Raw genomic sequence first — 19,846 nt, 5'->3', positions numbered from 1 at the left:
GGACAAAAAAACGCACACACAGCCCCAGTCTTCCTTTCCCCCGGAGGGAGGGAGGGGTGGACCCCCGCGGCGGGAGGGACCACGACGGGCCTACTTCTTCTTGCTGTCGAGCAGGAGCGACAGGGCGACGCCCACGAGCCAGACGTCCTTCGCCACGGAGGTGCCGTCCTGCGTCGGGCGGATGCCGTCCTCCTGCGTGAGTTCCGGAGTCTTCAGGTACATGGTCATCATCCCCGTCGAGAAGGCGAGCAGGGCGAGGCCGGCCAGCTTGCTCGGGATGAACGGGGCGAGCAGTGCCGAGCCGATGGCGATCTCGGAGGCCGCCAGCGCCTTGCCGAACTGCTGCGCCTGGAGCTGACCGATCTGCGGGAAGGCCTTGGCCGCCATGGCCTGCATGTATCCCGCGGACCCCTCGTCCAGGTTGGTCTTCCCGAGTCCGGAGTTCAGGATGAAAGCTCCCGTGGTGAGGCGGAGGGGGATGTGACTGGGCCGGAATGCCATGATGCTTCCTTTCGCTGCGCGGTTGGTGCTTCGAGTGGAAGCCTACGACGCGTGCTGCCGCCCCGCCAGCGCTCCTGCTCGCCCCGGCGGCCCTTGGCAACCGGCCCCGGCCGGGATGACGCCGGAGGAGAAGTGCCCTCCCCGGGCCGGACCGGCAGAAGTTTCCCTGATGTTCGCCGACCTGCCGGGGCGGGTTCAGGCGATCAGCAGGTGCCTCTGCTGGAATGGGGGAGCCTGACCACCAGCGAGCGGAGTAGGTTCCCATGCACCCCCGGACAGCAGAACACCCCCGGCCACAGCACTTCCTCCTGCACCTGAGCGACACGCACCTCGTCGGCGGTGACCGCCCGCTGTACGGGGCGGTGGACAGCGAGCAGCGCCTCCGGGACCTGTTCGAGGACCTCGAGGCATCGGGTGCGCGGCCGCAGGCGATGGTCTTCACCGGGGACCTCGCGGACAAGGGGGAGCCGGGGGCGTACGCGAAGCTGCGGGCCATCGTGGATCCCGCAGCGGCCCGGCTCGGGGCCCGGGTCATCTGGGCCATGGGCAACCACGACGACCGCGCCGCCTTCCGGGCGGGCCTCCTCGACGGACAGCCCTCCTCCGCCCGTCCCGACGCTCCGGTGGACGCCGTCCACTTCGTCGACGGGCTGCGCATCATCGCCCTGGACTCCACGGTCCCCGGGCACCACCACGGCGAGTTCACGACCGGCCAGCTCAGCTGGCTCGCCCATGAGCTGTCGGTCCCGGCGCCCCACGGGACCATCCTCGCCCTGCACCACCCTCCCGTCCCGAGCGTTCAGGAGCTCGCCGCGCTGGTGGAACTGCGTGACCAGCGCTCGCTCGCCGACGTGATCCGTGGGTCCGACGTGAGGACGATCCTCGCCGGCCACCTCCACTACTCGACGACGGCGATGTTCGCCGGCGTCCCCGTCTCGGTGGCGAGTGCCACCTGCTACACGCAGGACCTCCTGTTCGAGGCGGGCGGCACCCGCGGACAGGACGGCGCCCAGTCCTACAACCTCGTGCACGTGTACGAGGAGACCATCGTCCACTCGGTGGTCCCCTCCGGCCGGCACGGGTCCGTGGGAGAGGTGGTCCCACGCAAGGAAGCCCGGCGCCGGCTCGAGGCCCACGGCGTGACCATCGACGACGGAAGCGGGGCCCGACGCCGGCTCACGTCCGCCGGAGGCCACTGGTAAGCGAACCGGGCGTCAGGACACCAGTGAGCCGGGCAGACCGACGGGAAAGAGCGTCCTCGGGTCCTGCAGGAGCGCAGGCGGGTCGAAATCGGAGCGCCGCAGCCAGCCGTGCAGCCGGGCCTGCCGTAGCAGTCCGTCCTCGTGCATGAGTACCGGGCCTACCCGCCCGGTGCGGAAGTGTTCGCCGTCGGGATCGGCGATCGCCACGGCGTCCCCGTCCTCGATGGCCTCCTCGAACGTGTGGAGCTGCCGCTCCCACTTCGGGGCCGCGCGCCCGCTGGGCGGCTCGGGCGGCATGAGCAGCGTGGCGTCACCCTCCGGTGGATGCGACGCCGCCCGCCAGACCCACAGGCGCGGGCCCTCCGGCTCCGCGGGGATGCGCTCCTGCTCGGGGGAGGGCCAGTAGTACGGCAGGTCCTCGGGGACGCCGGGGAACCTGCTCCGGTAGATCTCCGGCGCCTTCTGGATCAGGTTGGACTGGTGGCTCACGTGGAATGCCGGATCCCCGAGCCAGGGCGGCATGGGCACGGCGGGATCGTCCAGGACGTGCGGGGCGAACTCCAGGATCTGCCGGTGCGTCGAGTCGGCATGGCCGCGGGAGACCCATTCGGCGACCATGGCCAGCCCGTAGACGGTCAGGGCGGGGACGTAGCCCATCCACATGCGGATCGCCGGGTGCTGCCGCCAGCCGTAGTCGGGGATGACCAGGGCGCGCAGAGCCTGCAGGGTCTCCACCCGCTGCTTGCCGAGCCTCGCCTGGTCCAGGACCGCGGCGCTCGCCGCGAAATCGGGGTAGGGCAGGAAGGTCTGCATGCGGCCAGTCTTGCACGCACCGCCGCATCCGGCCCGGGAGGCTCAGATCTCCCAGGGGGCCTTGACCGGGAAGTACTTCTCGAGGAATTCGGTCACCCGGTGCGCCCGCTCCTCGGCCGGTACCTCGGGGAAGCTGCCGTCGTTCAGGCAGAAGAAGTCGTGGTTCCGCTTGTCGAGCAGCTTGTTGAGGCTCTTGAGCCCGGAGCGCATGGTCGTGTCCACGTACTTCACCTTCGCCATCTCCTGCGTCACCGCGCGGCCCGTCAGCAGGGCGTAGTAGTGGTACAGCGAGTTGGTGACCGAGATGTTGTCCTTGGCGCGGAAACGCGATGCGGCGGTGGCGGCGAAATCGGCGGCGAACTCCGCCTCCATCTCGAGCAGGACGCTCTTCCGCAGGGGCGCCGCGGTGTGTTCGAGGTGCCGCGTGGTGATGCGGCCGAAGCGCGCGTGCAGCAGGCGCCGGTTGACGCGCGCCGCGTTCTCGAAACCGCTCCGCTCGGCGTCGTTCTCACCCAGCCCGATGCGGGTGTCCGCCTCGATGAACTTGGTGATCCCGCCGGGGGAGAAGAACATGTCCGGTGCCACGGGACGCCCGAAGAACATGTCGTCGTTCGAGTAGAGGAAGTACTCGGACAGTCCGGGGATGTGCTGGAGCTGGGCTTCGACGGCCTGTGAGTTGTGCGTGGGCAGGACGGAGGGGTCCCGGAAATGCTCCTCCGACGGTACGAGCGTCACGGTGGGGTGGTCGGCGAGCCACGCCGGCCGCTCGGAGTCGGTGGCGATGAAGATCCGGCGGATCCACGGCGCGAACATGTAGACCGAGCGCAGCGCGTACTTGAGTTCGTTGATCTGGCGGAAGCGGGCCTCGTGGTCATCACCCTCGCCCACCACCACGCCCTGCATGCGGGCAGCACGGGCGGCGCGGTACTCGGGGCTGCTGCCGTCCACCCACGAGAAGACGAGGTCGATCTCGAAGTCGATGTCCGTGGCGTGGTCGGCGAACATGTTGTCGATCGTGGGCCAGGTGAGGCCGTGGCGCTCCACCTTGCCGCGCACCACTTCGGCCGCCGGCAGCACACGCCTTGTCAGGGAGTTCTCCACGGGCAGTTCGATCGTGGTCCCGCCGAGCGCCCAGAGTTCTATCTGCACACCAGCCGACGGCCCGTAGGCGAGGCCGCCCACGGGTTCGATGCGGGGGCGGAACAGGCGGAAGATGCGGGCTTTGCCGCTGTGGGAGAGGTCTCCGTCGCTGACCAGCAGCGTGGTCCGGCGCTTCGTGTCGACCGTGCGGGAGTAGAAGGGCTCGTCACGGCACGCCTCGACGAGCGCGGCGCGGAGGGCTTCGCGGTCGTCGAGGTCGACGGCGATGACCGGACGCTGGTCGTTGCCGCGGACCAGGAGGAACCCGATGCCTGCGGTGTCCAGGACGGAGCGGATGAACAGCAGGTCCTCCACCATCGCCTGGTGCGGCGTGCGGTCGGAGTTGATGAGCGTGAAGCGTCCCTTGACGGTCGTGATGTCGGAACGGCCTTCGAGACGGGCTACCGCGGCGCGAGAGGCCGATTCAAGGATCTCGGCTTCATTTTCCGGCTCTGGTGCGCCGAAATAAATGTCGTGTTGGGTAACCAGGTCTGTAATCGGAGCCTCCGGAAAGTGGATGGGTTTGTTCCCCATGATAGGGCCTGCAGGGACGCCGGGAATGCGAAGAGGAACGATACCCCTTCGGAGCGGTGCCGTCCAGACCCCCGACCGACAGGGTATGGGTTGCGGCGCGCCGGGCGCACACTCTGCTCGATCCTGGCCCCTTCGGGAGGAGTCGAGGCCACCACCGGATGGAGGGCCGGTGAACGCCCGGTGAAATCCGGACGGGGGCCCCTCCTCCCGGCTGCTACTCCTGTCCGGGGTGTCCCGGGTGGGAGCCGTGCGCCAGTTGCCGCGTGAGGGTGTCGATCTGCAGGCTCACGCTCTTCAGCTGGTCCTGCATGCGGGCGTCCGATTCCGCGGTCTTCGCCTCCGCGGCGCGTGCCGTGGCGACGTTCTCGACCAGCCACGAGGCGAACGCCGCCGTCACGGCGCTCAGCACGCCGATGCCGCCGATCATGAGTCCTGCCGCGACGAGCCGTCCTGCACCCGTCACCGGGTAGTAGTCGCCGTAGCCGACCGAGGTGACGGTGGTGAGTGCCCACCAGAGCGCATCCGGAAGGGTGAGGATGGTGGCGCCGGGGGCGTCCTGCTCGACGTCGAGCACCGCGAGCGCGCCCGCATAGCCGAGCACCGTCATGGCGCCGATGACGTACAGGACGATATGCCCCCGCAGGGCGTTGCCGCCGGAGCGGTTGAGGATCCGCAGCAGCGGGAGGAGCCGCAGCAGCCGCAGGGGCCGCAGCATGGGCAGCAGCAGGATGACGAGTTCGTGCAGGTGCCGGACGAACCAGCGGCCGCGGGCCGGTGCGGAGAGGAGGTTCACGAGGTAGTCGACGAGGAAGAGGGCCCAGACACCCCAGATGATGCCCTCAAGGGCGCGGCCCAGGGCGGGCTCGGGCTGCATCGTCACCTGCACCGAGTAGGCGACGAGATAGACGACGGCCGCGACGATCAGTGGTATCTCGGTGCGGCGCTGCCACTGGTGCTGCTTCATGGGACCCTGCTCATCGTTCCGTGCCCATTCCCGGGTGCCTGTGCGGTCAGTACTCACGGTAGAGCTCACCGACCGGGACGTCGTCCACGAGCCGGTTGTCCGGGCCCGGCAGGGGGCAGGCCCACTCCTCGTCGTAGGCGCACGACGGGTTGTAGGCGAAGTTGAGGTCGATGACGAGGCTGCCGGCAGCGCGGCCCTCCCCGAGGTGCGCGCCCTTGATGGTGTCCAGGACGTAGCGCCCACCGCCGTAGGTGCCGCCGGCTCGTCCTGCCATTCCGTCCCGCAGCGGCAGGAAGAGGCCGCCCCCGTAGGAGGCGAGCTTCCACAGCGCGAGCTGTCCGAGCCCGGGCAGCAGAAGGGTGCCGAGGCGGCGGAACGGCACGACGCCGTCCGTACCGGTCTCCACGTCCATCACCTCGCCGGCTCCGCCGTCGTCCAGGACCGCTTCGAAGCGGAACGCCGGATCGTAGGGTGCGATCGCCAGTCCCGCGAAGGATTCCCTGGCGTCTATCCGGAGGGCGGACGCCGGATGGTCGCGGAACAGCTCGTCGCGGCCCGTCCGCCACAGGGCGTGGGCGGCTTCGGGCGACTCCGACACGGCACGCTCGCGGACGGCGCCGTAGAGGCCGAAGACGCGCTGGCGCCAGTCTGCCGTAGCGAGGGCGGTGGTGAGGGCCGTCATGGCTTCAGGCTACCGCCGGTTCCGCCGTCCGCGGCAGGGCCGGGAGGGAGGCGGGGTTGCGTACTGTAGCTGGGGTGACTCTGGGCATCTTCTGCATCGTGCTGGCCTCCATCCTCGTGGGGGCCGTCGCGCAGCGCATCGCCGGCCTCGGCTTCGCCCTGCTGATCGCCCCGTTCCTCGTGATCATCCTCGGCCCGCACGCAGGGGTCCTCCTCGTGAACATCTGCGGTGTCGTCTCCTCCAGCATCATCGTGGGCCGCGTCTGGAAGGACATCGACTGGAGCATGTTCCGCTGGCTCGTGGTCCCGTCCCTGTTCGGGTCGATTCCCGGCTCGATCCTCGCCGTGTCCGTCCCGTCGGCGCCCCTGTCGGTCACCGTCGGTGCCGTCGTGCTCGTGGCGCTCACCATCTCCCTGGTGCTCCAGCGGTCCGACGTCGTAGTGCGCGGCAACGTCCCGAAGGCCGTGGCGGGATTCACAGCCGGGGTCACGAATTCGATGGCAGGCGTGGGCGGTCCCGCCGTGAGCGCCTACGCCCTGCTGGCGCGGTGGCCGCAGCGGCCGTTCGCGGCCACGCTCCAGCCCTTCTTCGTCTGCATCGGCACGGTCACGCTGGTCGCGAAGCTGCTCCTCGACCCGTCCCAGGCTCCGGTCCTGGCGCCGTGGATGTGGCTCGCGATCGGCGGGGCCATCGTGACCGGCATCTTCACGGGTGAGAAGATCGCGCGGTTCGTCCGGGACGACCAGGCGCGGCTCTTCGTCGTCGTGATCGCGTTCATCGGGGCCGGCCTCGCCGTCGTCAAGGGCCTCGCCGACATCCTCGGGTGACGGGCACCACGGGGCAAGGACGGGCGCCGGGCCCGCGTCGCTCGGCTCCGACGGTGGCTGCCGATGGCACCATGGAAGGGATGAAACTCCCCACCAAACCCCGTGCCCTTCCCATGCCCCTGTGGCTGCAGGGGGTGCTCGAGCTCGGCCAGTCCGCCGTGATCTCGGCACTGCTCGTAGCCGTCCCGGTAGCCGCGGTATGGCTGACCGGCGGGTTCGCGGACCGCGTGCCGGAGTCCGCCGCGCGCCTGGCCGGTCAGGCGTGGCTCGTCATGCATGGAGTGCCGCTCGTCCTCCGGTTCCCGGCAGGCGTGGCGGGGGCGGACGCCGTGTCGGGCCTGCTCCACGTCCTTCCGCTCGGACTGATCCTGGTACCGCTGCTGCTCGCCTGGCGGGCAGGACGGCGGCTCGCCCGGGCCTCCTACACCGACCAGCTGTGGCAGGCGTTCCTCGGCGCGATGGTGGCCTATGCCGCGATCGGTGCGGCCGTGGCCTACGTGTCGACCACTGCCGATGCCGCCGCTCCGCTCGCCGCCGGGGCCCTGATCCCGCCGGTCTCCGCGGCCATCGGCCTGATCACCGGCGCCTACCGAGAGGCGGGGGCCTGGAGCAGGCTCGTCGGCGTCGACTTCGCCGCCTGGGTCGGCCGCACGAGCCAGCACTCGCGGTGGGCCGGGTCCTACGCCTGGTCGGTCCTCCGCTCCGGCTTCCTCGCGGTGATGGTCGCCGTCTGCCTGTCGGCCGTGCTGCTCGCCGTCGCGATCGGGCTGAACTGGGCGGGGATCGCGGCGATCTACGAGCGGATCGACGGCGGGATCGCGGGTGCCTCCATGGTGACCCTGTTCCAGCTCGGGCTCCTGCCCAACCTCGCGGTCTGGACGATGGCCTGGTCCACCGGGGCGGGATTCGCCCTCGGTACGGGCAGTTCGCTGACGCCGCTCACCAGCACCGTGGGTCCGCTGCCGGCGCTGCCCATCCTGGGAGCCCTGCCGGCCGGGACTCTCGACTACGGCTACGCCGCGCTGGCCATCCCCGTCGTCGCCGGCCTCCTCGCAGGGTGGTGGTTCTTCCGGGACGGGGAGAACCACTTCGACGAGTGGCTCGTCCTCCGCAGCAGCCACCGGTGGCTGACCGCGACGGCCTCTACCCTGGCCCTCGCGGGGCTCATCGGCATCGCCGCAGGACTCGGCGGCGTCGTCGTCGCCCTCATCTCGCGTGCCTCGCTCGGCCTCGGGCGCTTCACCGACCTCGGGCCGGATCCGCTGACGGTCGGTCTGTGGCTCGCACTGGAGGTGGCCGTGGGCGCTGTCCTGGGCCACGCCGTCGGGCCGCTGCTCGAGCGGGAGCCCCGGCGCCGCTGATCCCGCCCGCCGCTGATTTCGCCCGCAGGCGTCTACCGGGCGGGAGGTACCGACTGGGGTGCTGCCGCTGTTACCGGCCGGCGCTGCCCGATCCGAAGCCCTCGAGCCTCTGCATGCCCTCCTGGCAGTCGTCCCGCGCCTGGAGGGTCAGGGCCCGGGACATGCAGTCCTCGTAGTTCTGCGTGACGGGCCACAGGAGCACCGAGACGCCCGTGCCGGCCGTGAGGAACAGGGCGGCGGCGAGGCCCAGGGATGTCGAGAGCACCACGAGCGGGGACAGCTTCGCGCCGATCGCCTTGACGAGCGCGACGACGCCGGCGGCCAGGGCGAACAGCGCCAGCACGAGCCCGAGAACCTTCCAGGGCAGCATCAGGCTGCTCGCCAGCGCTCCGCAGAAGAACGACAGCAGGAACAGGCGTAGCCACAATCCTGCGGACGCGGTCCGCGCGCCCGCAACGTCATCGGGCCCCTTGCGTCCGGTCTCCGGACTGCGCGACCCGTCCGGCACGGTGCCCTGCTTCTTCATCGGTCCTCCCTCGGCATGGTTCAACCCTAGGCGAGGCGAGACCCTAAGGTTGAGCCATGCGCATCGTAGTCCTCGTCTCCGGAAGCGGATCGAACCTCCAGGCCGTGATCGACGCCGTCGCCGACGGCAGCCTCCCGGTGACCGTCGCCGCCGTCGGTGCCGACCGGCCCGGAACCGGTGGGGTGGAGAGGGCCCGGGACGCGGGAATCGCGACCTTCGAGGTCGACTTCCGGCAGTACGACGACCGGGCGGACTGGAACCGGGCCCTCACCGGGGCTGTCGCCGCGCACGAGCCGGACTTCGTGGTGTCCTCCGGGTTCATGCGGATCGTCGACCAGCACTTCCTGGACCGGTTCCCGAACCGCTACCTGAACACGCACCCCGCGCTGCTGCCCAGCTTCCCCGGCGCGCACGGCGTCCGTGACGCACTGGCCTACGGCGTCAAGGTGACCGGCTGCACCGTCATGATCGCGGACGCCGGCGTGGACACCGGCCCCATCCTCGCCCAGGCCCCCGTCGCCGTCCTGCCGGACGACACGGAGGAGACCCTGCACGAGCGCATCAAGGTCGAGGAGCGCAGGCTCCTGATCGCGACGCTCGGCTCGCTCGCCGCTGCCGGAACCGGCGCTGCCTGACATGCCCCTCGTCGCGAACGCCGTCTATGTCAGCGGGGAGAAGCGTGTCCCCGAGACGCTCGACCAGACCTTCGAGATCATGCGCGAGAGCGGTGGCATGGGCTGGATCGGCCTGTACCGTCCCGAGCGCGAGGAGATCTCCGCCGTCGAGGAGGAGTTCGGGCTGCACCCCCTCGCCGTGGAGGACGCCACCAACGGACACCAGCGCGCCAAGCTCGAACGCTACGGTGACACGCTCTTCGTGGTGCTGCGCCCCGCGCGCTACCTCGATGCCGAGGAGAAGGTGGAGTTCGGCGAACTGCACATCTTCATCGGAAGCGACTTCGTCGTGACGATCCGGCATGCCGAGTCGCCGGACCTCGGCATCGTGCGGAGGAGGCTCGAGGCCGATCCTGCGCTGCTCCACACCGGGCCGCAGGCCGTCCTGTACGCGCTGCTCGACCAGGTGGTCGACGAGTACGGGCCCGTGGTCCAGGGGCTCGAGAACGACATCGACGAGATCGAGGACGAACTGTTCGGGGGAGCGCCAGACGTTTCGCGCAGGATCTACGAGCTGCACCGCGAGGTCATGGAGTTCCAGCGCGCCGCCCAGCCCCTGCAGGCCATGATGGAGGCGCTCCTGCTCGGGTCGGAGAAGTACCGGATGGACCCCGAACTGGCCCGCAGCCTCCGCGACGTCCAGGACCACGTGATCCGCATCGTCGAACGCATCAACACGTTCCGCGCGCTGCTGCAGAACGCCCTGACCGTCCACACCACGCTCGTGGCGCAGCGCCAGAACGAGGAGATGACGCGCCTGACGGAGACATCCCTGACGCAGGGGGAGGAAGTGAAGCGCATCTCCTCGTGGGCGGCGATCCTCTTCGCACCGACGCTGATCGCCTCGATCTACGGCATGAACTTCGACGTGATGCCCGAGCTGCACTGGACTCTCGGGTATCCCTTCGCCCTCCTCCTCATGGTGGGTATGGGCCTGGGCCTCTACGGGATCTTCAAGCGCAACGACTGGCTCTAGGACACTCCCGTTGCCTCGGGCACCGGTAAGGTAGGGGAGGCTTCGGCCACCTCTGTTCTCGAACACCGTTGGGACCCCCATGAACTCTCTCCGCGTCGCGGCCACCGCCGCTCTCGCCCTGCTGGCACTCACCGCCTGTGCCGGCACCTCCGAATCCCCTGCAGCCGCACCCTCGCCCGCTGCGCCCTCGCCCGCGAGTTCGTCGTCGGCCGCCGTCAACATCCAGCGGCCCCCGAGCAACGAGCTCGTCGGCGAGGTCAGCCCCGAAGGAGCCCGCGCGTTCCTCTACTACTACTTCGACCTGAAGGCCTACGTCCTCCAGACCGGTGATGCACCCGCGATGCTCGAGCTCCTCGACGGGGCTGCGGGCGAGCAGGCCGAGGCGGAACGGCTCTCCGCCGTGTACGACGGCGGCGGCTGGGTGCTCGGCGGCCAGCCGAAGGTGGAGAACGTCTACCTCACCACGGAGGAGGTGGCGGAGGGCACCGACGTCACCGCCCTGATCCCCGTCAACCCCGACGCGTACACCGAGTTCTCCGAGGACGGTTCGATCAGCGAGCAGCGTCCCTTCTCCCCGGAGGGGACCATCTACAGCGCCACGATCCGTTACGCCGACGGGGCCTGGAAGCTCATTGCGCTCGAGGAGACCCCGGACGCGGAACTGCCCGAGGCCTGATGCCCGGCACGATCCCGGAATGACGAAGGAGGTGCCACCGCGGTGGCACCTCCTTCGTCGTCGTACCGGTCAGTGCAGCTTGGCGCTCCGCGTCTCCGGTGCATTGAAGGCCATGAAGACGACCGCGAGGACCACGAGAGCGCCGGTCAGGGCGAAGGTGAGCGGGAGTCCCAGGGTGGGCCACAGCAGGGTGCCGAAGATCAGCGGCACGAGGCCCGCACCGATCCGCGAGATGGTCGACGCCCAGCCGAAGCCGCTGCCCCGCAGTTCTGTCGGGTACAGCTCCGAGACGTAGGTGTACAGGACGGGGATGGCCACCTGCACTACGAAGCCGAAGCCCAGCAGCCAGGCCGTGGCGACGGCCGGCAGGTCGAGCGTGAGCGCGAAGACCACCAGGATCGCTGCGGACCCCGGACCCGTGATGGCCAGGAGCCACTTGCGGCCCACGCGCTCTACGAGGAGCGCCGCGGCGATCACGCCGAGGAACCCGACGCCGGTCATGAACGTCGTCGTGATGAACGCGACCGACTGCGCATAGCCGGAGGCGATCAGGATGCGCGGCATCCACGTGAGCGCCCCGTAGTACACGAGGAGGATGGTCAGGAACAGGGTCCAGGCGGTCAGGGTGATGCGCCAGTTGTAGCGCCACAGCCCGGTGAGCTGTCCCGAGATGCTGCCGAGGGACAGCCGTGGCGTCTCCTCCGGGTCCGGCAGCCGCCAGGCGCGCTGCTCGCCGTCCGTCCTGGTCACGAGGTCGTCGATGACGGCCCGGGCCTCCTCCCGCCGGCCTCGCTGGACGAGGTAGAGCGGCGACTCGGGGACCCCGCGCCGCACCCAGAACACGAGGAGTGCGGGAAGCACCATCACGAGCATCGCGTAGCGCCAGTCGCCGAACTGCGCGACGACCGCCGTCGTGACCGCCCCGCACAGGAAGGCGCCCACCGGCCACCAGGCGTCCATCGCCGTGAGGACCCGGCCGCGCTGGCGGCGCGGCGTGAACTCGCCCACGAGCGCGTAGTCCACGGGGATGCACCCGCCGAGGCCGAATCCGGCGAGGAACCGGAAGATGCAGAACCAGACGATGCCGGGCGAGAAGGCTCCGAGCACCGTGAAGAGCGAGAACACGAGCAGGGTCAGTGTGAACGCCTTCTTGCGCCCGATGATGTCCGCCACGGACCCCCAGGCGAAGGCGCCGACGGCCATGCCGATCAGGTTCGACGTCGCGATCCATCCCGCCTGTCCGGCGGACAGCCCCCAGTCGCCGATCAGCAGCGGGATCAGGTAGGCGTTGAGCGTGACGTCCCAGGCGTCGAACATGAAGCCGAGGCCGCCGATGAGGAAGATCCTTCCCTGGACCTTCCATCGCCAGGGGAGGTCCTGCACCACCTGATCGCCGGTGGGGAGCTGGGTATTGATGCTCATGATGCCTTCGGAGAGGGGCCGGGTACTGCGAGAACTGTACCGCCAGCGCGCCGCTGTCCCGAGTTCGCGCGTTCGTCATCTCTTCGACGACCAACACCACGCCTATAGACTTGCAGTGACCCCCAGCGAAGCGACCTGACGGAGATCTGCGTGAGCCTCACCCACCTTGACCGTGTCCCCATCCGTCGAGCACTCATCTCGGTGTTCGACAAGACCGGCCTGGAGGAGCTGGCGCAGGGCCTGCACCGCGCAGGCGTCTCCATCGTCTCGACGGGCTCCACCGCGCAGCGGATCGCCGCCGCAGGCGTGCCGGTGACCGAGGTCTCCGAGGTCACAGGGTTCTCCGAGACCCTCGACGGCCGCGTGAAGACCCTTCACCCCAAGGTCCACGCGGGCATCCTCGCCGACCGCCGGCGCCAGGAGCACATCGACCAGCTCGCCGAACTCGAGATCGAGGCCTTCGACCTCGTGGTCGTCAACCTCTACCCCTTCGTCGAGACCGTGCGGTCGGGCGCGGAGCCCGACGCCGTCGTCGAGCAGATCGACATCGGCGGGCCCGCGATGGTCCGGTCCGCAGCCAAGAACCACCCGTCGGTCGCCGTCGTCGTCGATCCCGCCGCATACCCCGACGTGGTCACGGCTGCCGCGGAAGGCGGATTCGACCTGAAGGCACGACGCCGGCTGGCTGCGCTCGCCTTCGCGCACACCGCCGCCTACGACACCGCGGTGGCGTCCTGGACTGCCGAGCAGTTCGAGACGGACGACGACGCCTTCGCCTGGCCCGGCTACGCGGGCCTCGCACTCGAGCGCTCCGAGGTGCTGCGGTACGGCGAGAACCCCCACCAGCAGGCGGCGCTGTACGTGGAGAAGGGCGCGACGCCGGGCATCGCCCAGGCGGACCAGCTCCACGGCAAAATGATGAGCTACAACAACTTCGTCGACGCCGACGCAGCCCTCCGCGCGGCCTTCGACTTCGACGAGCCCGCCGTCGCGATCATCAAGCACGCCAATCCGTGCGGCGTCGCCGTCGGTTCCGCCGATGCGGAGGATCCCATCGCGGATGCCCACGCCAAGGCCCACGCCTGCGACCCCGTATCCGCCTTCGGTGGCGTCATTGCCGCGAACCGGGAGGTCACCGCGGGCATGGCCGCGACGGTGAAGGACATCTTCACGGAGGTCGTGATCGCGCCGTCGTTCTCGGCCGAGGCGGTCGAGATCCTCTCGCAGAAGAAGAACATCCGCCTGCTGACCCTGCCCGAGGGCTACGGGCGGAACCCCGTGGAATTCCGCCAGGTGTCCGGGGGTGTGCTCATGCAGGTCGCCGACAGGCTCGACGCCGATGGCGACGACCCCGCCGGCTGGACTCTCGCGGCGGGAGACGCGGCCGACGACGCCACGCTCGCCGACCTCAGTTTCGCCTGGAAGGCGTGCCGCGCTGCGAAGTCCAATGCCATCCTGCTGGCGAGCGACGGTGCGTCCGTGGGTGTCGGTATGGGCCAGGTCAACCGCGTCGACTCCTGCCGCCTCGCCGTCGAGCGGGCCAACACCCTCGCCGACACCGAGCGTGCCCAGGGCTCCGTCGCGGCGTCGGATGCCTTCTTCCCCTTCGCCGATGGACTTCAGATCCTGGTCGACGCCGGTATCCGCGCCGTCGTCCAGCCGGGCGGTTCGGTGCGCGACCAGGAAGTGATCGACGCGGCGAACGCGGCCGGCGTGACGCTGTACTTCACCGGAGCCCGCCACTTCTTCCACTGACGCCCCTGAGGTCCCCGCGACACCGGAGGGCGCCGAGAGGCGCCCTCCGGTGTCGGCCCGTCAATGCCGTGGTCCCGGGGCTCCCGCCGTTAGGCGAAGCCCCGGGGACATCGGTAAGTTAGAGCCGATGGGCGATGCCCAACCGACCGCACAACGTCAGAGCACCAGGGAGATGCCTACCCATGGCCAAGATCATCTACACCCACACCGACGAAGCGCCGATGCTGGCTACCTATTCGTTCCTGCCGATCATCGAGGCGTTCGCGTCCACGGCGGGTGTCGAGGTGGAGACCCGGGACATCTCGCTGTCCGGACGCATCATTGCGCTCTTCAACGACCACCTCACGGAGGACCAGCGACAGGCGGACGCGCTCGCCGAACTCGGAGCGCTGGCGAAGACGCCGGAAGCCAACATCATCAAGCTGCCCAACATCAGCGCGTCCATCCCGCAGCTCAAGGCGGCCATCGCCGAGCTCCAGGGCCAGGGCTACGCCCTGCCGGATTATCCCGACCACCCGTCCACCGACGAGGAGAAGGACATCCGCGCCCGCTATGACAAGGTCAAGGGCAGCGCGGTGAACCCCGTCCTCCGCGAGGGCAACTCGGACCGCCGTGCTCCCGCGTCGGTCAAGAACTACGCACGCCAGAACCCGCACAGCATGGGTGCCTGGACGCCGGAGTCCAAGACGAACGTCGCCTCCATGACCAGCGACGATTTCCGGTCCAACGAGCAGTCCGTCGTGATCCCCGCGGACGGCACCATCTCCATCCAGCATGTCGCCGCCGACGGTTCTGTGAGCGTCCTCAAGGACTCCTTCCCGGTCCTCGCCGGTGAGGTCGTCGACGGGACCGTCATGCGCGCCGACGCCCTCAACGACTTCCTCAAGGCCTCCGTCGCCCGGGCCAAGGAGGAGGACGTGCTGTTCTCGGCCCACCTGAAGGCCACCATGATGAAGGTCTCCGACCCCATCATCTTCGGACACGTGGTCCGTGCCTTCCTCCCCGAGCTCTTCGAGACGTACGGCGAGCAGCTGACCGCCGCCGGCCTGAGCCCCAACAACGGCCTGGCCTCGATCCTCGGCGGTCTCGACAAGCTTCCCGAGGACGTCCGCGAGGGAGTGCAGCAGGCCATCACGAAGGGCATGGAGGACGGCCCCGCGATCGCCATGGTGGACTCCGACAAGGGCATCACCAATCTGCACGTGCCGAGCGACGTCATCGTCGACGCCTCGATGCCTGCGATGATCCGTTCGTCCGGCCACATGTGGGGACCGGACGGCAAGGAAGCCGACACGCTCGCCGTCATCCCCGACAGCAGCTACGCCGGTATCTACCAGGTCGTCCTCGACGACTGCCGCGCCAACGGCGCGTTCGACCCGACGACCATGGGCACCGTGCCCAACGTCGGACTCATGGCGCAGGCGGCCGAGGAGTACGGCAGCCACGACAAGACCTTCGAGATTCCCGCTGCCGGCAAGGTGCAGGTGGTCGACGCCGATGGCACCGTGCTGATCGAGCACGACGTCGCACCCGGCGACATCTGGCGTGCCTGCCAGACAAAGGACGCCGCCATCCTCGACTGGGTGAAGCTCGCGGTCAACCGCGCCCGCGCCTCGGCCACGCCGGCCGTCTTCTGGCTCGACGAGGGCCGGGCCCACGACGCGAACCTGATCGCCAAGGTCAGGGAGTACCTGGCCCAGCACGGCACCGACGACGTCTCGCTCGAGATCATGACGCCCGTCGACGCCACGGCCTTCACCCTCGAGCGCATCCGCAAGGGTGAGGACACCATCTCGGTGACCGGCAACGTGCTGCGTGACTACCTCACGGACCTGTTCCCCATCCTCGAACTCGGCACCAGCGCCAAGATGCTCTCGGTGGTCCCGCTGATGAACGGTGGCGGACTCTTCGAGACCGGTGCAGGCGGGTCCGCTCCCAAGCACGTGCAGCAGCTCGTGAAGGAGAACCACCTGCGCTGGGACAGCCTGGGTGAGTTCCTCGCCCTCGCCGTGAGCTTCGAGCACCTCGCGACGTCGACCGGGAACGCGCGTGCGCAGATCCTCGCCGACACGCTCGACCGCGCAACGGGCACGTTCCTGCTCGAGAACAAGTCGCCCAGCCGTCGCGTCGGGGAGATCGACAACCGCGGCAGCCACTACTTCCTCGCCCGGTACTGGGCGGAGGAGCTGGCCAAGCAGGAGCAGGACGCCGAGCTCGCCCAGAGCTTCTCCCGCGTCGCCGAGGCCTTGACCGGGAACGAGGACACCATCGTGTCCGAGTTGCTGGCCGTGCAGGGCTCACCGGTGGACATCGGCGGCTACTACCACCCCGACGTCACCAAGGTGACCCAGGTGATGCGGCCGTCGGCGAAGCTGTCCGAGGTCCTGGCGATCCTCGCCAAGTAGGCGCGTCCCGCCTTTTCATCAGCCGGTGGACCGTTCTGGTCCACCGGCTGATGAATTTAAGCGATGCCATTTACAGTCAGGCGCACGTCGGTTTATGGTTGCCTCAGGTCTCAGCCTGGGGGTGTACGTGCGATGAAGATGCAGAAGCGTCGGTCTCTCGCTACTTCCGTGCGCCTGTCGATCCTTGCAGGAGCCGGAGCGCTGGGTTGGATGGCTCTGGGCGCCAGTGGAGCGTCAGCCGCCGAACTCCCTTCCGACACCGGGCTGCTCGGCTCGGTGGCAGGTGCTGTCGAGAGCAGCTCCCCGGTGTCGTCGACGCTGTCCGCCGTTGCCGACCCTCTGCAGGCGGTGACGGCCGAGACGTCTCCTGCGGCGGGTCCGTCGAGCAGCCTCGCGGGCACCGCTTCCCTGGTCTCCGATCTCGCGGCACAGGTGCCTCAGCTCAACTCCGAGCCGACCGGGACGATCCTCGCCCCTGTGACATCCCTCGTCGACGAGGTGGTCGCCGAGGTGCCCATCGTGCAGTCGGTGGTACCCGCCGGGGTGGTCACCGAGGTTACCGCGCCGATCCTCGATACCGTCGACGGGACGGTCGGCGGCGTCACGGAACCGGTGCTCGAGGTGGTGGCTCCCGTCGTGGGCGGCGTCGATCCGGTGATCGACGCCGTGGCACCCGTTCCCGGGATCGACCCAGCCGTTCCGGTCGTGCCCCTCCCGACGCCGGCGACCGAAGTCCTTCCCGCCGTGCCGGGCGCCGACGCGCCGGCTGATCCGGCTCCGGCAGCCGCTGTTCCTGTGGCCGCTTCTCTTGCTGCCGCCGCCGACCCGACTGCTGCCGGTGGAACGACTGCCGGTCCCGAGGTCCCGGCGCTCTCCGACGCGGTGGCGGCCGACGCCGGAGAGGGCGTTGCCACGAGGAGCTCCGGTCCAGAGTCCGCGGTGCAGGCGTCCTCGACCCTCGCCAGTGCCTCGGTCGACGTCGTCGTGCCGGCCGTTCTGGCGGGCGTCGCACGGATGGCGCACGATCTTCCCGAACTGCCCGCGGTGCCCCTTGCGTCGTGGGCCGGCGCCCTGTCCTCCATGACGGGTGCCGGGACGGCGGGCCCCTTCGCCGCCATCGGCGGCGTGGCCCTCCTGGTCTTCCTGGCCCTTGTCGGTCCGGGTCACCGGGGCGCGACAGCCGGTCTGCCCGCGGGCCCGGCGTTGGAACCCGGTTCATCTCCTGATTAGTGGTTGCCCCGCCGCGCCTTCGTGCGTGGCCGACGGCTCATGGTGCCCCACGGCACCTTCAACCCACTTCGATCTACAGGAGAACATCATGCGTACATACGTGCAGCGAGGGCTCTACGGCGCCCTTCTCGCCGGGGGCTTCGTAGTCCTCGGAGCAGGAGCAGCGACAGCTGCGGACCTGTCCACGACATCGGATGCAGAGACCGCTTCGGGTCTCGGCGCCTTCATCACCGCGCCCCTTCCGTCCGGGACGACGAGCTCTTCGATCGTCCAGGAAACCGTGGTCTCCCTCGACGCTTCGCTCGATCTCGGCGACGGGCGTGACTCCGGCAACAGCCTGCTGGGCGGTTCCACCCTCGGCCTGCTCGACGGCGGAGTGGCGAATGCCGATCAGGTCGCACCGCAGATCGCCGTACCGGTGAACGTGTCCGGGAACTCGGTGTCGGTGCTCGGGGATGCGTCCTCCACGGGCGATTCGGGTGCTACAGGCATGACCGCCACCGATCCGAGCGGCACCGCGCCGGCATCGACCGAGAGCAGGATCCTCAACGGGAACGTGGTCTCGCCCGAGGTCGTGGCTCCGGTGAATGTGTCCGGTAACTCGGTGGCGGTGCTCGGGGATGCGTCCTCGACGGGTGATTCGGGTGCGGCCGGGGGAACCAGCGGTGGCAGCACGGGCGGTACGTCCGCAGGCACCACCGATGGTTCCGTCGACGGCGGCCTGCTGAACGGCGGGATCCTCAACGGGAACGTGGTGTCGCCTGAGGTCGTGGGTCCGGTGAATGCCGGCTGCAACACAGTGGCCCTGATCGGTAATAGCGCATCGGATTGCGCGACGGGTGCGGCCGGGGGAACCAGCGGTGGCAGCACGGGCGGTTCGTCCGCAGGCACCACCGATGGTGCCGTCGACGGCGGCCTGCTGGACGGCGGGGTCCTCAACGGGAACGTGGTCGTGCCCGAGGTCGTGGCTCCGGTGAACGTCTCCGGGAACTCGGTGTCGGTAATCGGAGATTCGTCCTCGAAAGGTGATTCGGGTGCGACCGGCGGAACGAGCGGTGGCAGCACGGGTGGTACGACTGAGGGCGACCCCGAAGGCGGCCTCCTCGACGGTGGCTTGCTGAACGGCGGCGTGCTGGACGGCGGCGTGCTGGACGGTGGCATCCTCGATGGGAACGTGGTCTCGCCCGAGGTTGTAGTTCCGGTGAATGTCGGCTGCAACACCGTGGCCCTGATCGGTGACAGCGCGTCGGATTGCACGACCGATGCGGCCGGCGGAACGAGCGGTGACAACACGGGTGGTTCGACGGGTGGTTCGACCGATGGCTCCGTCGATGGTTCCGTCGATGGTTCCGTCGATGGGGGCCTGCTGAACGGCGGCCTGCTGAACGGGAACGTGGTCTCGCCCGAGGTTGTAGTTCCGGTGAATGTCGGCTGCAACGGAATCGCAGTGATCAGCGGCACCAGTACCGACTGTGGCCCAGGCACCACAACTCCCGCGACGCCGACCGATCCCGCGACGCCGGCTGACCCTGCGACGCCGACTGACCCTGCGACGCCGACCACGCCCGGTCCTGAGGCGCCTGCCTCGGACGGTAACGGCGGGACGGACAGCGATGGGGCGGGCACCGATGGATCGAACGCCGGTGGCTCGAACGCCGGTGGATCGAATGCTGGTGGATCGAATGCTGGTGGCTCGAACGCCGGTGGATCGAATGCTGGTGGCTCGGACGCTGGTGGCTCGGACAATGGCGGCTCGGCAGGCACGCCCATCGGCGCATCCGCCGGTACCACCGCATCCGCCGGTATCACTCCGGCTGGCAACCCCGGCCTCAGCACCGGTGCCAGCACCGGCATCACTACCGGTACTGACAGCACTACCGGTACAGTCTCGCTCGCAATCGCGACGGTGAAGACGACTGCTCCCGCAGCGGTCGCTGCCGCCTCCGGGTCGTCGACGCCGAGGGCACTTGCCTCCACAGGCTTCGACCAGCAGCAGGTCCTGCTGTCCGGTGCACTCCTGGTCCTCAGCGGAGCGCTTGGCCTGCTGGTCGCCCGCCGGCCGAAGGCAGTCGCCTAGCCCTGTAGCCTCCCTGAGACGGGAAAGGACGGGTCTCCCGCGGCAGAAACCGCGGGGGACCCGTCCTTCAGCACGGGACGA

At 69.3% G+C, this 19,846-nt stretch carries 17 protein-coding genes; 10 read left to right on the top strand and 7 right to left on the bottom strand.

The window, feature by feature from the left end:
• Positions 1 to 90: 90 nt before the first annotated feature.
• Positions 91 to 501 (bottom strand): hypothetical protein, encoded by a 411-nt coding sequence (locus ACX80J_RS12005; RefSeq protein ID WP_459345051.1) that lies wholly within the window; start codon positions 499 to 501, stop codon positions 91 to 93.
• A 263-nt stretch (positions 502 to 764) separates the two neighbouring features.
• On the opposite strand from ACX80J_RS12005, the gene ACX80J_RS12000 reads away from it, so the two are divergent.
• Positions 765 to 1,703 carry a phosphodiesterase gene (locus ACX80J_RS12000; protein WP_459347909.1) on the top strand — a complete coding sequence of 313 codons (939 nt, stop codon included), beginning with the start codon at positions 765 to 767 and terminating at the stop codon, positions 1,701 to 1,703.
• Between the two features lie 12 nt (positions 1,704 to 1,715).
• On the opposite strand, the gene ACX80J_RS11995 is transcribed toward ACX80J_RS12000, so the two are convergent.
• From ACX80J_RS11995 to ACX80J_RS11980, 4 genes are all read right to left on the bottom strand, one after another.
• Positions 1,716 to 2,516, bottom strand: coding sequence for an MSMEG_6728 family protein (locus ACX80J_RS11995; RefSeq protein ID WP_459345053.1), 801 nt, complete (start codon positions 2,514 to 2,516; stop codon positions 1,716 to 1,718).
• A gap of 42 nt (positions 2,517 to 2,558) precedes the next feature.
• The gene (locus ACX80J_RS11990; RefSeq protein WP_459347908.1) at positions 2,559 to 4,190 is read right to left on the bottom strand and encodes a stealth family protein; all 1,632 of its coding nucleotides are present in this window, start codon (positions 4,188 to 4,190) and stop codon (positions 2,559 to 2,561) included.
• Positions 4,191 to 4,404: 214 nt separating this feature from the next.
• Positions 4,405 to 5,154 carry a potassium channel family protein gene (locus ACX80J_RS11985; RefSeq protein WP_459345055.1) on the bottom strand — a complete coding sequence of 250 codons (750 nt, stop codon included), beginning with the start codon at positions 5,152 to 5,154 and terminating at the stop codon, positions 4,405 to 4,407.
• A 46-nt stretch (positions 5,155 to 5,200) separates the two neighbouring features.
• Complete coding sequence (locus tag ACX80J_RS11980) at positions 5,201 to 5,836, bottom strand: DUF1684 domain-containing protein (protein WP_459345056.1); 636 nt, start codon at positions 5,834 to 5,836, stop codon at positions 5,201 to 5,203.
• A 74-nt stretch (positions 5,837 to 5,910) separates the two neighbouring features.
• On the opposite strand from ACX80J_RS11980, the gene ACX80J_RS11975 reads away from it, so the two are divergent.
• Together ACX80J_RS11975 and ACX80J_RS11970 are read left to right on the top strand one after the other, a co-directional pair.
• Positions 5,911 to 6,663 carry a TSUP family transporter gene (locus ACX80J_RS11975; protein ID WP_459345057.1) on the top strand — a complete coding sequence of 251 codons (753 nt, stop codon included), beginning with the start codon at positions 5,911 to 5,913 and terminating at the stop codon, positions 6,661 to 6,663.
• An 80-nt stretch (positions 6,664 to 6,743) separates the two neighbouring features.
• Positions 6,744 to 8,024: a cell division protein PerM gene (locus ACX80J_RS11970; RefSeq protein ID WP_459347907.1), complete on the top strand. Its 1,281-nt coding sequence runs from the start codon at positions 6,744 to 6,746 to the stop codon at positions 8,022 to 8,024.
• A gap of 70 nt (positions 8,025 to 8,094) precedes the next feature.
• On the opposite strand, the gene ACX80J_RS11965 is transcribed toward ACX80J_RS11970, so the two are convergent.
• On the bottom strand, positions 8,095 to 8,550 hold the full coding sequence (locus ACX80J_RS11965; RefSeq protein WP_459347906.1) for a hypothetical protein: 456 nt from the start codon (positions 8,548 to 8,550) through the stop codon (positions 8,095 to 8,097).
• A gap of 56 nt (positions 8,551 to 8,606) precedes the next feature.
• Here ACX80J_RS11965 and purN point away from each other — a divergent pair, with 56 nt between their 5' ends.
• From purN to ACX80J_RS11950, 3 genes are all read left to right on the top strand, one after another.
• Positions 8,607 to 9,185 (top strand): phosphoribosylglycinamide formyltransferase, encoded by a 579-nt coding sequence (gene purN, locus ACX80J_RS11960; RefSeq protein ID WP_459345060.1) that lies wholly within the window; start codon positions 8,607 to 8,609, stop codon positions 9,183 to 9,185.
• Position 9,186: 1 nt separating this feature from the next.
• Positions 9,187 to 10,200, top strand: coding sequence for a magnesium/cobalt transporter CorA (corA, locus tag ACX80J_RS11955; RefSeq protein WP_459345061.1), 1,014 nt, complete (start codon positions 9,187 to 9,189; stop codon positions 10,198 to 10,200).
• 79 nt (positions 10,201 to 10,279) lie between these two features.
• Complete coding sequence (locus ACX80J_RS11950) at positions 10,280 to 10,876, top strand: DUF6318 family protein (RefSeq protein WP_459347905.1); 597 nt, start codon at positions 10,280 to 10,282, stop codon at positions 10,874 to 10,876.
• Positions 10,877 to 10,945: 69 nt separating this feature from the next.
• Here the strand turns inward: ACX80J_RS11950 and ACX80J_RS11945 are convergent, their stop codons facing one another.
• Positions 10,946 to 12,298, bottom strand: a complete 1,353-nt coding sequence (locus ACX80J_RS11945) for an MFS transporter (protein ID WP_459347904.1) — start codon at positions 12,296 to 12,298, stop codon at positions 10,946 to 10,948.
• A 150-nt stretch (positions 12,299 to 12,448) separates the two neighbouring features.
• On the opposite strand from ACX80J_RS11945, the gene purH reads away from it, so the two are divergent.
• The 4 genes from purH (at position 12,449) to ACX80J_RS11925 (ending at position 19,765) form a co-directional block, all read left to right on the top strand.
• On the top strand, positions 12,449 to 14,053 hold the full coding sequence (purH, locus tag ACX80J_RS11940; protein ID WP_459347903.1) for a bifunctional phosphoribosylaminoimidazolecarboxamide formyltransferase/IMP cyclohydrolase: 1,605 nt from the start codon (positions 12,449 to 12,451) through the stop codon (positions 14,051 to 14,053).
• A gap of 182 nt (positions 14,054 to 14,235) precedes the next feature.
• On the top strand, positions 14,236 to 16,458 hold the full coding sequence (locus tag ACX80J_RS11935; RefSeq protein ID WP_459347902.1) for an NADP-dependent isocitrate dehydrogenase: 2,223 nt from the start codon (positions 14,236 to 14,238) through the stop codon (positions 16,456 to 16,458).
• 168 nt (positions 16,459 to 16,626) lie between these two features.
• A complete protein-coding gene (locus tag ACX80J_RS11930; RefSeq protein ID WP_459347901.1) occupies positions 16,627 to 17,688 on the top strand; it encodes a hypothetical protein in 1,062 nt (353 codons plus the stop codon).
• An 88-nt stretch (positions 17,689 to 17,776) separates the two neighbouring features.
• A complete protein-coding gene (locus ACX80J_RS11925) occupies positions 17,777 to 19,765 on the top strand; it encodes a hypothetical protein (protein ID WP_459347900.1) in 1,989 nt (662 codons plus the stop codon).
• Positions 19,766 to 19,846: the final 81 nt, after the last annotated feature.

The sequence above is a fragment of the Arthrobacter rhamnosi genome (genome assembly GCF_054510975.1).
This window is presented reverse-complemented; position numbering and strand designations above follow the sequence as displayed.

What these genes read in the sequence shown, in the direction of transcription:
- ACX80J_RS11985 (WP_459345055.1), bottom strand. Translation starts at nt 5,154, where the DNA reads ATGAAGCAGCACCAGTGGCAGCGCCGCACCGAGATACCACTGATCGTC.
- ACX80J_RS11990 (WP_459347908.1), bottom strand. Translation starts at nt 4,190, where the DNA reads ATGGGGAACAAACCCATCCACTTTCCGGAGGCTCCGATTACAGACCTG.
- ACX80J_RS11950 (WP_459347905.1), top strand. Translation starts at nt 10,280, where the DNA reads ATGAACTCTCTCCGCGTCGCGGCCACCGCCGCTCTCGCCCTGCTGGCA.
- ACX80J_RS11995 (WP_459345053.1), bottom strand. Translation starts at nt 2,516, where the DNA reads ATGCAGACCTTCCTGCCCTACCCCGATTTCGCGGCGAGCGCCGCGGTC.
- purN (WP_459345060.1), top strand. Translation starts at nt 8,607, where the DNA reads ATGCGCATCGTAGTCCTCGTCTCCGGAAGCGGATCGAACCTCCAGGCC.
- ACX80J_RS11965 (WP_459347906.1), bottom strand. Translation starts at nt 8,550, where the DNA reads ATGAAGAAGCAGGGCACCGTGCCGGACGGGTCGCGCAGTCCGGAGACC.
- corA (WP_459345061.1), top strand. Translation starts at nt 9,187, where the DNA reads ATGCCCCTCGTCGCGAACGCCGTCTATGTCAGCGGGGAGAAGCGTGTC.
- ACX80J_RS11935 (WP_459347902.1), top strand. Translation starts at nt 14,236, where the DNA reads ATGGCCAAGATCATCTACACCCACACCGACGAAGCGCCGATGCTGGCT.
- ACX80J_RS11925 (WP_459347900.1), top strand. Translation starts at nt 17,777, where the DNA reads ATGCGTACATACGTGCAGCGAGGGCTCTACGGCGCCCTTCTCGCCGGG.
- ACX80J_RS12005 (WP_459345051.1), bottom strand. Translation starts at nt 501, where the DNA reads ATGGCATTCCGGCCCAGTCACATCCCCCTCCGCCTCACCACGGGAGCT.
- ACX80J_RS11945 (WP_459347904.1), bottom strand. Translation starts at nt 12,298, where the DNA reads ATGAGCATCAATACCCAGCTCCCCACCGGCGATCAGGTGGTGCAGGAC.
- ACX80J_RS12000 (WP_459347909.1), top strand. Translation starts at nt 765, where the DNA reads ATGCACCCCCGGACAGCAGAACACCCCCGGCCACAGCACTTCCTCCTG.
- ACX80J_RS11970 (WP_459347907.1), top strand. Translation starts at nt 6,744, where the DNA reads ATGAAACTCCCCACCAAACCCCGTGCCCTTCCCATGCCCCTGTGGCTG.
- ACX80J_RS11980 (WP_459345056.1), bottom strand. Translation starts at nt 5,836, where the DNA reads ATGACGGCCCTCACCACCGCCCTCGCTACGGCAGACTGGCGCCAGCGC.